This is a genomic window from Aeromonas sp. HMWF014 (genome assembly GCF_963878295.1).
Taxonomy (GTDB): Bacteria; Pseudomonadota; Gammaproteobacteria; order Enterobacterales; family Aeromonadaceae; genus Aeromonas; species Aeromonas popoffii.
Map to the genome: position 1 here is coordinate 1 of NZ_CAWNYS010000123.1, position 14,119 is coordinate 14,119.

8 protein-coding genes are annotated in these 14,119 nt (G+C 55.3%); 1 reads left to right on the forward strand and 7 read right to left on the reverse strand.

Translation table 11 applies throughout. The features are described from left to right. The 7 genes from AAC083_RS04930 to AAC083_RS04960 form a co-directional block, all read right to left on the reverse strand. On the reverse strand, window positions 1–1,729 hold a 1,729-nt coding region (locus AAC083_RS04930), incomplete at its 3' end, for a retention module-containing protein (protein ID WP_258224608.1). A 268-nt stretch (window positions 1,730–1,997) separates the two neighbouring features. Further along, complete coding sequence (locus tag AAC083_RS04935; protein ID WP_108535998.1) at window positions 1,998–3,923, reverse strand: EAL domain-containing protein; 1,926 nt, start codon at window positions 3,921–3,923, stop codon at window positions 1,998–2,000. A 3-nt stretch (window positions 3,924–3,926) separates the two neighbouring features. After that, on the reverse strand, window positions 3,927–4,676 hold the full coding sequence (locus AAC083_RS04940; protein ID WP_108535999.1) for a transglutaminase-like cysteine peptidase: 750 nt from the start codon (window positions 4,674–4,676) through the stop codon (window positions 3,927–3,929). A gap of 120 nt (window positions 4,677–4,796) precedes the next feature. Further along, the gene (locus tag AAC083_RS04945) at window positions 4,797–6,116 is read right to left on the reverse strand and encodes a TolC family outer membrane protein (RefSeq protein ID WP_108536000.1); all 1,320 of its coding nucleotides are present in this window, start codon (window positions 6,114–6,116) and stop codon (window positions 4,797–4,799) included. A 35-nt stretch (window positions 6,117–6,151) separates the two neighbouring features. Next, window positions 6,152–7,570 (reverse strand): HlyD family type I secretion periplasmic adaptor subunit, encoded by a 1,419-nt coding sequence (locus AAC083_RS04950; protein WP_042035567.1) that lies wholly within the window; start codon window positions 7,568–7,570, stop codon window positions 6,152–6,154. Continuing rightward, window positions 7,563–9,707 carry a type I secretion system permease/ATPase gene (locus AAC083_RS04955; RefSeq protein WP_042035565.1) on the reverse strand — a complete coding sequence of 715 codons (2,145 nt, stop codon included), beginning with the start codon at window positions 9,705–9,707 and terminating at the stop codon, window positions 7,563–7,565. Before AAC083_RS04955 ends, AAC083_RS04950 begins: the two co-directional genes overlap by 8 nt. A 391-nt stretch (window positions 9,708–10,098) precedes the next feature. Next, window positions 10,099–11,034 carry a TIGR01212 family radical SAM protein gene (locus tag AAC083_RS04960; protein ID WP_108536001.1) on the reverse strand — a complete coding sequence of 312 codons (936 nt, stop codon included), beginning with the start codon at window positions 11,032–11,034 and terminating at the stop codon, window positions 10,099–10,101. Between the two features lie 600 nt (window positions 11,035–11,634). Here AAC083_RS04960 and gltB point away from each other — a divergent pair. Next, window positions 11,635–14,119: glutamate synthase large subunit (gene gltB / locus AAC083_RS04965; protein WP_108536002.1), on the forward strand; the 2,485-nt coding region annotated here is incomplete at its 3' end.

The window sequence follows — 14,119 nt, forward strand, 5'->3', positions numbered from 1 at the left end:
GGGCTTGTACCTGCGCGGCACTCAGACTGGCACTGGCGACGCCATCACTGCCCGCACCGCCCAGCGCGGCCAAGCTTTCATCCACAAACACACGGCCCACACCTTCGGATCCAGAGGTGAACGTGACACTCGGTACATCATCCAGGATCACCACATCCAAACTGGCACTGACGCTATCACCATCAGTGTCTACCAGTACCACACCGAAACTCTCACCCAGAACCGTATCATTGGCAGGCTTGGTGTGATTTTCGCTATCACTCAGGGTGTAGCTGTAATTAACGCTGCCTGACCCGGTAACGGGGTTGTAATTAATGCCCGTCACGACCAGCTCATTACCCGATGGGCTGGTAATCACCTGAGGGAACACCGTAATAGCTTGCCCATTACTGATCAGTGTGACACCGCCCAGAGTCAAACTCTGTACGCCATCAGCCGCATTGAATGTGAACAGGCCACTTTGTGTGAGAGCGGTTGCATCCGGATTGCTGCCATCTGCCAAAGCCGCTTCATCTAGTGTCAGCTCACCGCCTTCCAGCTGCAGACCAGCCAACTCAACAGGCTCATCAACCGGAGTGATGGCAATAGAGAGAGTGGACTGAACCGTGATGGTGCCGTCTGTGACGATATAGTTCACTGTCGGAACCGGCCCATCGTAATTAGGTGCCGGCGTGAACAAATAGCTGCCATCAGCATTGACCAACAGGGTCCCCACCCCAGTCAGGGTTACTGGTGTGCTCAATGAAGGATTGATGATAGAGCCCCAGCTAAACCCGGTTACAGACGAAGCCTGCGGCCCATCATTGTCAATGGTATTGGCCAACAAGTTGCCAGATATAGCGGAGTCTTCTGTCACAACAACACTCTCGTTCTGATCGGAGAGATCATTGGCAGGAGTAATTGTCAGTTCCAGTGTGGACTGAACCGTGTCAGTACCATCAGTGTCGACATAGGTGGCAGGAGGTACAGCGCCATCATAATTGGGGGCAGGTGTGAAGGTGAAACTGCCATTAGCGTTAATGACGAGGCTGCCGACACCATCAATTGTGACAGTGGTACCTGCAGCAACGTTGACGTTATCCCCCCAGCTAAAGAGCAGCACAGACGCCGCATCAGGGCCATCCGTATTGACTGTGTTGGTGAGAACATTACCATTCAGTACCCCATCTTCGGGCACGGTAAGCTGCTCACCTTGATCCGCCAGTTCGTTGGCCAGCAGTGGTTCTGCCAACTGCCGAGTGTCAACAACAGGCTCGGTCTGGTAAGTGGTATCAAACCCGGCTACGGCAATCGTTGCATCACCGATTCTATCGATGATGACAAAGCCGCCATTACCACTTGCGCCAGCGACCCCACCGATCCCACCGCCGCCCGCAGCAGGCGCCCCACCGGCAGCAGCTGCCTCAAAGTTTTGGGTCGGGTCTACCCCTTGCAAGATCGATTGTTGCAATGCGGCAATATCGGGAGAGGTCGCACTCCCTGCATCCGGAGCTTGTGGCTGTCCCGGTACCTGAGCATCCGGGGCGGCGGCATCTGGGGTGCCAGATGCAGGAGAATCGTCATAGGGGGCAAGTACCAGCTTGGCATCATCTGCAATATTGAGCTTGGCGCCGGGCTGGAGGATTTCCCCCCTCTGCAGAGGGCGACTGCTACCATCGACCAGCAATATTTGAACGTTGCCTTCAACAGAAGAAACCACCACGGTTTTGTCGATTACTTGGGTACGCATATCCATTGCTCCAACATGACAGATCTTGATGTCTACACCATAGATGCCTGTCCGCCTCGCTTCCGTTGCAAAAATGTACAAGATGGGTTGAAACCGGAAGCAATGCTGAGCATTAAATCGAAGGATCTTTTTTTATATTGTTGAATCATTCACTTGAGAGGGATTCAAGTAAGGCTAAGCAAGGCTCATCAACTAAAAATCTTAATATTTATTTTTCATTCGCATAAAAAAAGGGTCCTTAACGGACCCCATTTTTGATGCTGATGGCTCAGGACAAAGGAAATGCAGGGTGTACGAAACCCTGATAACCATCGATATGCAACTTAGAGAGCAACTCGACCTGATGCTGATCCTCAACACGGGTTGCAATGGTAGTCACACCCGCATTGTGAGCGGCGCGGCAAACTGCGGCCAGGAAGGAGGTATCGGCCCCCGTTTCCATGACCTGACTGGTATAACCATGGTCAACCTTGACATAGGCTGGCGCCAGCTCCTCGAGATAACCCAGAGACTGGAAGTGGCGACCATAATGATCAACGCCCCACTGGAACCCATGTTCCTGCAAGGTATTCACCAAGGCGATCACATGCCCCTTGTGCTTCATGATGGCGGCCTCAGGTATCTCAAACAGCAACCTGTCCTTCAATTCGACGTGAGTCGACAGATACCCGGTCAGCCAAGTCAAAAACTCATCAGAACAGAGAGAGCCAGCCGTGATATTGATGGCCAGCACCAGATCTGATTGCCGTTCAAACAGGGGCACGCAGGCATCCAGTACCGCCTGATCAAACTCACTGCCCAGCTTGAACTGCTCAATGGCTGGCAAGAATTGGCCGGCAAAGTAGTCGGTACCGTCGCGTGAAATAGAAGCAAACAACTCGGCATGCAGTCGTACCCCATTGTCGAAGCGGCAAGCTGGCTGGGCCTTAAAGCGCCACAAGTGCCGAGCAATGGCATCTTGCACCAGATCGCGCCAGGCCAGACGCCCCATCAAGCTCTGATCGGTACCGCCTTCCATCACAACGGCGCCACGGCGCTCATTGCGCGCCTTGCCCAAGGCATTGTCGGCCTTGGTCAGCAAGACCGACAGATCGTCATTACCGTCACGCCCCGCAATACCGATGACGGAGAGGGCATCTCCTTCACCCATCGGATTAACGACCAGGTCGGCAATTCGGCTGTTGATCACCTCCGCCAGGTCTTTCAACTGGGTCAGATCGTCGGTTGGACAAAGCAGCGCATATTCAGTGGCAGAAATCCGCGCCAGGGCCGCGCCATCCCACCCCTTCAACTGATCTTTCAAGGTCTGGGCGATGGACTTGACCATGTTGTCCCGCGCGGCAAAACCCTCTTCGCGGTACAAATCATCAAGCATATCGACCGCCACCAGCATGACACCGCCTTGTCCTGCTTCGGCAATCCATGCATTGACCTGACCGACAAAATAGGCACGGTTACCCAAGCCGGAGACGGCGTCCACATAGACACGCTCCCGCAACTGTACGGCCTCTTCCGCTTGCACTTTAAACTGCAGCGCCAACTTGCTGGAGAGGGTGTTGATGGCCTGTACCACCTGTTTCAACTCGTGGGTTTTGGGCTCTGGAATGGCGTGACCGAAATGGTGAAGCTCGATCTCTACCGCCTGATCGCAAATCTGCTTGAGTGGCTTGAGCAGATAATTCAGTGCCCTCATCAGTAAAATGGTGGTGATTAAAAAACCGATCAAGAACCAGCTTGCCAGTTCGCTCATACCCCGCCACAGCTCGTAATAGGCTTGTCCTGGGTGGCCCACCACTTTCAGTTTGCCCAGTTGCAGCCAGCCGGATGTCAGAATTGACTCGTTGGATACTTCGGGAAACAAACCCAAGCCGATAAACCACTGTGGTACGCCCTGAATGTTGCTGGTGTTCTCTTGCTCGATGACATCTTTGGACGCCAGCAAATCCAATCGGATCAACTGATAATAGCCGCCATCAAATATGGCCTGGATGACCGATTCAGCTCCCACCTTGTCACCGTTTTCCAAATACGGGGTCAGCGCCAACCCGAGCGAGGTTGCGGTATTGATGACGGTGGTCTCCTGCTGCTGAGCCAGATAGGTTCGGGTCGAATTGAACTGCACCCAATAGGTAGCTGCAAACAACAAACCGAACAGGATCAACATGGTTGCCAATAATTGTCTGTAGAGCGTCATAGGTTAATCATCCAAATTCACCACAGGCCGAGCCAATTGCCCGGAAGTCATGCGATTGCGTAAATCAGTCCATAATCCCAAGCGTGACGACTGCCCGGCCAGTTCCCCTTGACCACGCGCCTTCATCAACCACAAGTGACTACCGTTAAAGCTGTATATCGGCACCAGATCCGTGCGTTGGCTGGCAGGACGGATCGATCCGATCAAATTATCCAAAATCACAGGTTCGGAGGAAGGAGTATCATAGTAGGCAACAACCATATGAAACTGGTTATAATCCAACGCCTTGACATATACCATCCGCATTTTCTCATCGGGAATACCAAGCTCCAGCAGGGTGAAGTATTTTGAAATGCTGAAGTCTTCGCAATCACCACCGGCTGCCCCCAGAAACTCCAGCGGGGTAGCCCAGTAATCTTTCTTGCGCCACAACTTGATGTCATCAATGAAGCGCATCTGGTTGAAAAACTGGTTTACCTTCTCCAGTTTCTGGCGCTCTGTCAGTCCGGCATCACGATTCTGCATGACCAGCGTACGCCAGCTTGTCACCCGCTTGCCTGCCCTAGCCCCATAGGTTTCCTCGGCGCGCTGGACCAGCTTGAGGTCTTCGGGTGTCAATGGTTGACTGGCAGAGAGGATGAGCGGAAGCGAAACCAGCAACCACCACAGTGAGTAACGCAGCCAGCGAGCACGCAACCCCAAGGCTGATGCCCTGCTACAACCGCTTGCCTTCCACCACACCGTCACACTCATCCCATGGGCATCCAATGACTGTCACTGCACCGATCAAGCATTAGAGCATTAGAGACAAGGGATGGTAGCAGCAAAGCGCGACCATCCCTTTCACTCGCATCAAACCTGATGCGTTGTCCATTAGCGTTTGGCTTGCCAGTCGGCCGGCTGCTGCACGTTAAACGCGTTGAGCAGGCTACCTGTGGCGTTGAGGATACGATAGTCAGCCAGCAGAGCGTCATACTCGGCGGTAATGTAGGTGCGGCGCGCCTCAAACAGTTCGTTTTCGGTGTTCAACACGTCCAGCAAGGTACGCTGACCCAGGCCAAACTGTTTCTTGTACGCCTGTACCGTGTCGTAGCTGGCGTCAACATGCTCTTTCAGAGAGGTCTTTTGCCTGGCCAGCGACTCTTTCGCGTTCCAAGCCAGACGAGTGCCTTCCTCTACTTGGCGGAACGCATTCAGATGAATGTCTTTCGCCTGAGAGTAGAGCGCAGATGTTGCATTGCTCTCTGCCACATCAGAACCGCCACGGAACAAGTTGTAACGCATCCGTACCATGGCGGTCAGATCATCGTTACGCCCTTTGACTGAATCGATATCCTCATTCCAGTTCTGATCTACCTCAAATGTCACATTGGGATAGAAACCGGATCTGGCACCTTCATGCTGATACTTGGCCGCTTCGATATCCTGCAGGGAGGAGAGCAGGGTCGGGTGCACTTCGGTGGCCGTTTTCAATGCGGCATCCAGACTGGCGGGAATAAGAGCCCCATTGGGAACGGGTTGCACCAGATCCTTTGGCATCTCGTTAACGACGCGAATGAATTCGCTCTCCGCATCGCGATAGTTGTTCTCGGCGGCAGCCTCATTGGCATAGGCTCTGGCGACACGACCATCGATCTGGGTCTGGTCCGCAGTCGAGCCCAGACCAGAGTCGGTCCGCTTACTGATATCGCTGCGGATCTGCTCATGGGTTTCCAGGTTCTGTTTGGACAACTCCAGGAGCTCCTGCTGGCGCAGCACGTTGAGGTAAACCTCGGCCACCCGCAGCGCTGTGTTCTCTGCCTCGGAGATCATGGCCAGACGCTGAGCGTTGGCTTCGGCATCGGTCCGGGCCACGTTGCTGCTGACATCGAAACCGTCGAAGAGCATCTGGCGCAGACTGATCCCGGCCTCTTTGCGAGTCATGCTGTCATCCACACCAGCACCGCCCGCACGAGTGGTTGGGCTATCGGTCTTTTCATAACCCACACCACCACGCAGATCGATGGTGGGATAATAACCACCTTTGGCGCCATCATGCTGATACAGTCGCGCCTGATAGAGGTCAAAAGCTTCCTTGATTTTCGGATGGGTAGCCAGTGACTGTGCCACTGACTGTTCCAGCGTTTGGGCCAGGGTAAGGCCCGGGAACAGCACGGCGCCACTTACTAACATGGCAACAATCGTCTTCTTCATGGTATCTCCAGTCATGTTGTTTTTAGATTGTTGGCTTATCGTTCTCTCAGTGCAGACTGCCTAGCCCGTAATAGCGGCTTAAGCAAATAGTCTAGGACACTTTTTTTACCAGTAATAATATCTGCACTGGCTAACATACCGGGGATGATGGGAAGTGCATTAAGCTCATCGCCCAAGTAGCTTTTCTCGGTGCGAACTCGCACCAGGTAGAAGGAGTTGCCATCTTCATCCTGGATGGAGTCAGCACTTATCTGTTCAACCTTTCCATGTAATCCTCCATAGATAGTGAAGTCATAGGCAGTGATCTTGACCACGGCGGCCAACCCTGGTCGCAAGAATGCGATGTCTTTCGGGGACACCTTGGCCTCGACCAGCAAGGTGTCTTCCAACGGCACGATTTCCATCAAATCCATCCCTGGTTGCACCACACCACCCAGGGTATTGATCTTGAGCTTCTTGATAGTGCCTTTGAGCGGCGCAATCACACTGGTCCTATCAACCCGGTCCTGCAACCCGACCTGCCCCTCGGAGAGCTGGCTCAGTTTCCCCTGCCGCTCATTGAGTTCAGTTTGTGAGTCGGCCCGAAACTTCAACGCTATGTCATTACGCTTGGAAATGCTTTCTCTCAACACTGAGTTGAGTTTGGGAATAATAAGCCGGTTGCTCTCCAGCTCCCCCTGCATCTCGTTGACCTGGCGTTCCAGCTTGATGAGCTCTACCTGGGGGACTATCCCTTCTTTGGCAAGGGGACGACTGATGTTCAACTCCTGCCGGGCCAGATCGACACTGCGTCCGACGGTTCTTATCTTGGCATTGAGCTCGATCAGTTCCTGCTCTTTCTGCTCAATCTGCTGACCGAGTATATAGAGCTGGTTGTTCAGGTTATTGAGTCGCTCATCCTGCACCGATTTTTCACGGGCAGCGTACTCGGCAAACACATTCTCGAATCCATCAGGAAAAGCGATCGGCTGCTTGTCGATGACCACCTGTTCACGCCAGCCCAGATTGGGGTCAGTCTTGACCACGACGCTCAGGATCTCGGCCTTTAGCCGCGCGATATCACCCTTGAGGGTCACCAGCTCTTGCTCACGCTCCCGAAAATCGGAACGGAAACGGGTGTCATCGATTCGCAGCAGCGGCTGCCCCTTCTCAACTATGTCACCCTCCTTGACGAAGATCTCCTTGACGATTCCCCCCTCCAGGTTCTGGATCACCTGCAACTGACGGGATGGGATGACTTTGCCCTGCCCGACCGTCACTTCATCCAGCTCGGCCCAGGCAGCCCAGACGATGGCGCTCATAAAGAACAGGAAGCAAGCCCACAACAATACTCTTGCCCGGGTCGGGGTACTCAGCAGAACGGCAGCAGCGCCATCATCGACAAACTCCAGATGTTCGGGTGCGGGCAGCACTGTATCGGACGGCGACTTTTTGAACAGACCAAATTTAGCCATTGGACGCCTCCTGCACTCGCACCTTGCCTTCCTTCAACTGTTGCAACACTACATCTTTGGGTCCATCTGCCACTATTTGCCCCTGCTCCACGACGATGACCCGCGATGCGACATCAAGCATGGAGGTCTTGTGAGTAATGAGGATCAGGGTGGTTTCCGGTCCCAGTCGTGCCAGCTCATGCTTGACCTGCATCTCTGACTGGTTGTCCATGTTAGAGGTGGGTTCGTCCATCACCAGAATGGGGGGATCATTGAGCAAAGCACGAGCCAGCAGGATCGCCTGACGCTGACCGCCAGAGAGCTGACGTCCCCCTTCTCCTATCTGCCTGTCCAGACCATTCGGGTCACGGTTGGTGAAGTTGGTGACCCCGGCCCGTTTGGCCGCGCGCAGAACCCGCGCATCGTCCACCAGCGGATTACCCAACATGATGTTGTCACGTACCGAGCCAAAAAACAGGGTCACATCCTGGGGGACACAACCGATATTACGCCGGATCACAGACGCGGGCAGTTGATCCAATTCGAACCCGTCGAGACGAACCGAACCATCAGTGGGTCGATAAAGCCCCATAAGAATCTTTTCAAGAGTGGTCTTGCCCGCCCCGATCCGACCTATGATGGCCACCTTCTCACCCGGCTCAATACGCAGATTGATATTGTGCAGCGTGCTTGTCTCCATCCCCGGATACTTGAACGACACATTATCAAATTCGATCCGGCCGGCGATGATAGGGTGATGGATGTACTGCTTACCCTCCTCCTGCTCACCCGGCGTCATCATGATCTTCTCCAGGATCTCCAGCGCGGATTTAGCCTGGTTGTAACGGGTGGAGAGAACCGAGAGTTGCACCATAGGGGCGATAGCGCGGCTGGAGAGCATGACGGCGGCAATCATGCCGCCCATGGTGACCAACCCTTCCGATATCTGATAGACACCGACGATCACCAAGCCCACTGTCACTACCTGCTGGATGTAGCTGGCCAGGGACGACATGGAGTTGGTGATGCGGCGCGTCTGCACGCCCCAGGTCGATATATGGGATACCGCCTGCTCCCAGCGATGCTGGAACATGCTCTCGGCGCCGAAAATCTTGACGGTCTCCAGCCCGGAAATACTCTCGATCAGGTTGGCGTTTTTCTGGGAAGCGAGCCGCGATCCCTCTTCGATGGACTGTTTGAGCGGTGCCTGGATATAGAAGCTATAGGCCACCAGGATCAACATGGCGACGATGGGCACCACCACCATGACGCCAGCAAACATCCAGATGATAAAGAGGAAGAAGAGCGCAAAGGGCAGATCGATGAGGGTCGAGACAGTGGCGGAGGTGAAAAACTCCCGCACGGATTCGAACTCCTGCAGGTGTTTGGCAAAGGCACCGGTGGAGGCAGGTCTGGACTCCATCCGCATACCCATTACCTTGGCGAAGATCTTGGCCGACAGCAGCACGTCTGATTTCTTGCCCGCGATATCGATAAAATAGCTGCGCAACTGACGCATCACGAAATCGAAGGTAAACACCACCATGGCCCCCGCCGCCAGTACCCAGAGCGACTCGAACGCCAGGTTGGGGACTATCTTGTCATAGACGTTCATCGTGAACAGCGGGCTGGCCACCGCAAACAGGTTGATCAAGACGGAGGCGATCAGCACATCCCGATAAATGCCACGGGATTCAAACAAGGTACTCCAGAACCAGTGTCCATCACGGGTCTCCAGCACCTTGGGGGAACGATCATCAAACTTGAACTGTTTTTTGACGAAGAAGAGCCTGCCCAGATACTCATCACCCAGGTGGGCTATGCTGAGCCACTCGGCCGCATCCCCTGCTTGAGGAAAAATCACCTTGCCCTGAGTTCTTTCTTCGTTCCACTCCAGCAGTATGCAGGCACCGCCGTTGCGCATCTGCAGCACACAGGGCAACAACAGGGAGGAGATATCGGCAAGGGGCTGGATCACTTCCCGTGCAGACAGTCCCCCCCGTTCGGCGGCGCGACTGAACAGGTTCGGGGTCAGCAGGCCGGATACCAACGGCAATCCAGTGGTCAGGGCATCCCTGCTGTTGGGTACGCCATAAAAGCGGGTCAGGAAGACCAGGCTCTCCAACAACTCATCAATACGGTTAGTTTCTGCTTGCATAGCATCCTGTCACTGCATGATTAGGCCGACTGTGGTGGTCACACATCGCTGTCCGGCGAACGCGATCTCGTGGAATAAAGAACCCTGACTCCACGGCAAGAGATCAACAGCCTGATTAACGTTAAAGCACAGGTAAATGACACTGGATGGTATCGTCAGACCTGAGAAGCATTACGCCCAAAGGCGGTACGGCTTGATCGGTTCTTAATAGCGACACAAGATGGCGCCATGTCCGGTCTATCCCGCCGATCCATTGGAAATAATACAAGATCATTGATAATGATTTCTTTTTCAAGCCTAGTCATATTATCAAGACAACTTTACTGCAACTATACTGCAAAGAGTGAATTTCATCTAATAACCCTCTGTTTTTTTGACGAAACTTGATTGATCACGCAATACATTCGGCGAGGGAAAAAGGTCGCCCCAGCCTCTGCCCCTGAGCGCCGGAACGAGCCAGTTCACTAGCAATATTGGCCATGGCTGTCCAGCGATTCTCGCACCAGACAGGCGCCAACAAGGTCGGACGACGAGCCGAGGCCGAGATGCGGTGATAAACCACCTCGGGGGGCGTGTGCTGGATCATGGCCACGGCTGCCTCCACATATTGCTCCAGAGTCAGCACTTCCAGTCGACCCGCCAGCCAGGCATTGCCGAGGGTACTGCCCTCAACCACATGGAGCGGATGCAGCTTTATCCCCTCCACGCCCGTCTCCACTATGCGGTGCAATGTATCCAGGCTGTCCATGGGTACTTCACCGGGCAGGCCGACGATCAGGTGGGCACATACCTTGATCCCACGCCGATGAGCTCGCTCGACCGCATCGGCATAGGCCGCGTAGCCATGACCCCGATTGATGCGATGCAAGGTCTTGTCATTGGCACTCTGCAATCCCAGCTCCAGCCATACCTCGTAGCCACGGGCCTGATAGCTGGCCAGCAAGTCCAGCACAGCATCCGGCACGCAATCGGGCCGGGTACCGACACACAACCCCACCATGTCGCTGACCGAGAGCGCCTCTTCATACATACGCTGTAGATATTCAACTTCGGCATAGGTGCTGGTATAAGCCTGAAAGTAGGCGAGATAGCGCTTGGCACGGGTCACTTCATCCCGGCGCGCCAGCAGTTGCTGCACCACCGAGAGCTGCTGGGCTGACTCGTCGGCAAAAGAAGAGACATTGCAGAAGGTGCAACCACCGCGGCCCAGGGTGCCATCCCGGTTGGGGCAGGTGAAGGCGCCATGAATGGAGAGTTTGTGGATCTTCTGGCCGTGGCGTTGCTTGAGATCCTGACCGAATGTATTGACGAGTTCGTGTAACTGCATGGCACCTCCGCTAAAGGAGCGTCATTGTACGAGCTTGCGCAAACAGGGCGCTGAGCTGGATCAAGGGAGGCGAGAGTCAAAAAACATATAAATATTCACCAATATTTGGATAAATATTTGCAAGTGGGTAGCTATTGACGCTTTCGAAACACGTCAGCTAAAAACCGCCCCCAGGTCACAACCGAATAGCCGCAAGCTAACCAACTGTTGAACAATGAAATTTTTCTCATAGTCCCGTTGGCGACAAATGCAAGATACAGGGTGCATAATTGTGATCGTCACCGCTCACCGATAGGATAAATTGGTAAAATTACTACAAATCCCCATCCCCACTGAGTCAACCAACAAACCCCAAGATATCAGTATTAAATCCCGAAAAAACAAAAACAGCCAGAGCAATACCCAATTCAAGCCCCGTATACACCCGCACCCCGACATTTTGTTATGAGTTTGTAATATTGAAAACAGCCGGGATGTCCAATTGACCTTGCCGAAAAATCCCATTAGTTTGGAGATTCGCCACGTCAGGCGGACGGAACCACAAGAGCCAATCGCAATTTATGCAGTTTGCGATGCAAGGCCGAGCAAGGGAGAAATGCAATGTCACTATATGATCCAAAGCTGGAGAGGGATAACTGTGGCTTCGGCCTGTTGGCCCACATGGAAGGTGAAGCCAGCCACAAGCTTGTCCGTCTCGCGATGTCAGCATTGGCTCGCATGCAGCACCGCGGTGGCATCTCCGCCGACGGCAAGACCGGCGATGGCTGCGGTCTGTTGCTACAAAAACCGGACAGCTTCTATCGCGCGATCGCCGAAGAGAGAGGATGGCACCTGGGCCGCAACTATGCCGTCGGCATGCTGTTCCTGAATCCGGACCCCCTGTTGGCCCAGCAGACCCGCGACATCATCGACGAGGAGCTGGAAAGAGAGACCTTGAGTCTGGTGGGTTGGCGCAAGGTGCCCATCGATACCAATGTGCTCGGTCCCATCGCCAAAGCCTCCCTGCCCAGCATTGAACAGGTCTTTGTCAACGCACCACCAGGCTGGGTCGACAAGGATCTCGAGCGCCGCCTCTATATAGTGCGTCGCCGCATCGAGAAGCGCATCAGCGACGACTACTTCTACGTGGTCAGCCTCTCCAACCTGGTCACAGTCTACAAAGGACTGTGTATGCCGGTGGACTTGCCGCGCTTCTATCTGGATCTCGCCGACATTCGCATGCAGGCCGCCATCTGCGTGTTCCACCAGCGTTTCTCCACCAACACCAGCCCGCGCTGGCCGTTGGCGCAGCCATTCCGCTACCTGGCCCACAACGGCGAGATCAACACCATCGCGGGCAATCGCCAGTGGGCCAAGGCGCGCAGCTACAAGTTCGCCACCCCGCTCATTCCGGATCTGCAAGAAGCCGCACCCTTCGTCAACACCACGGGCTCCGACTCGTCCAGCCTCGACAACATGCTGGATCTGTTTCTGGCCGGTGGCATGGACCTGTTCCGCGCCATGCGCCTGCTGATCCCGCCTGCATGGCAAAAACACCCGAACATGGATGACGACCTGCGCGCCTTCTATGACTTCAACTCCATGCATATGGAGCCCTGGGATGGCCCGGCTGGCATCGTCATGACAGATGGCCGCTACGCCACCTGCGCGCTAGACCGCAACGGCCTGCGTCCGGCACGCTATGTCATCACCAAGGACAAGTTCATCACCCTGGCCTCCGAAGTCGGCACCTGGGATTACACCCCGGACGAGGTGCTGGAGAAGGGCCGGGTCGGCCCGGGCGAGCTGTTCGTGGTGGATACCCGCAACGGCAAGGTGTGGACCAGCTTCGAGATCGATGATGATCTCAAGAGCCGTCACACCTACAAGCAGTGGATGGACAAGCATTGCAAACGGCTGGTGCCGTTCGAACAGATGGATGATGCCAGCACAGGCGCCCGCGAGCTCTCGGACGATCAGCTCAAGACCTATCAGAAGCTGTTCGGCTACTCCTACGAGGAGCTGGATCAGATCATCCGCGTGCTGGGCGAGAACGGCCAGGAGGCGGTGGGTTCCATGGGGGATGACACCCCGATGGCGGTGCTCTCCTCCAGCCAGCGCACCCTGTATGACTACTTCCGCCAGATGTTCGCCCAGGTGACCAACCCGCCCATCGATCCCCTGCGGGAAAACCACGTCATGTCGCTGGCCACCTGTATCGGTCGCGAACAGAACGTCTTCAACGAGACCTTCGGCCACGCCCACAGGGTGCTGTTCCAGTCACCGATCCTGCTCTATTCCGACTTCCATCAGCTGCTGGCGCTGGAAGGGGAGCACTATCGTCATGCGGTGCTGAGCCTCAACTACCAGCCCGAAGAGGGGCTGCAAGGGGCGCTGGAGCGGCTGTGCAACGACGCCGCCGACAAGGCGCGTGGCGGTACTGTTCTGCTGATCCTGTCGGATCGGGACGTCAGTGCCAATACCCTGCCCATTCCGGCCGCCATGGCGGTGGGCGCGGTACAGCGCACCCTGGTAGACCACAACCTGCGCTGCGACGCCAACATTCTGGTGGAAACCGCCAGCTGTCGCGATCCGCACCACTTCTCGGTATTGCTGGGCTTTGGCGCCACCGCCATCTACCCCTACCTCGCCTACGAGACGCTGGCCAAACAGGTCGAGGAAGGCGTGCTCAAGATGAGCCTGCGCCAGGCCATGCTCAACTACCGCAACGGCATCAACAAGGGGCTCTACAAGGTGATGTCCAAGATGGGCATCAGCACGATCGCCAGCTACCGCTGCTCCCAGCTGTTTGAAGCCGTTGGCCTCTCCAGCGCGGTGGTCGCCATGTGCTTCCGGGGCGTCTCCAGCCGTATCCAGGGCGCCGATTTTGCCGACATACAGCAGGATCAGCTCAACCTTGCTCGTCAGGCCTGGTTGCAACGCAAGGCCCTCACCCAGGGCGGCCTGCTCAAGTTTGTCCACGGCGGCGAGTACCACACCTACAACCCGGATGTGGTACAAACCCTGCAAACCGCGGTGCGCTCCGGCAACTATGCCGATTACAAGGAGTACGCGCGGCTCGTGAACGAGCGCCCTGTCTCCACCC

Excerpts from the sequence above, each read along its gene's own strand:
- AAC083_RS04935 (WP_108535998.1), bottom strand. The coding sequence starts at position 3,923 with ATGACGCTCTACAGACAATTATTGGCAACCATGTTGATCCTGTTCGGT.
- AAC083_RS04940 (WP_108535999.1), bottom strand. The coding sequence starts at position 4,676 with ATGAGTGTGACGGTGTGGTGGAAGGCAAGCGGTTGTAGCAGGGCATCA.
- AAC083_RS04945 (WP_108536000.1), bottom strand. The coding sequence starts at position 6,116 with ATGAAGAAGACGATTGTTGCCATGTTAGTAAGTGGCGCCGTGCTGTTC.
- AAC083_RS04950 (WP_042035567.1), bottom strand. The coding sequence starts at position 7,570 with ATGGCTAAATTTGGTCTGTTCAAAAAGTCGCCGTCCGATACAGTGCTG.
- AAC083_RS04955 (WP_042035565.1), bottom strand. The coding sequence starts at position 9,707 with ATGCAAGCAGAAACTAACCGTATTGATGAGTTGTTGGAGAGCCTGGTC.
- AAC083_RS04960 (WP_108536001.1), bottom strand. The coding sequence starts at position 11,034 with ATGCAGTTACACGAACTCGTCAATACATTCGGTCAGGATCTCAAGCAA.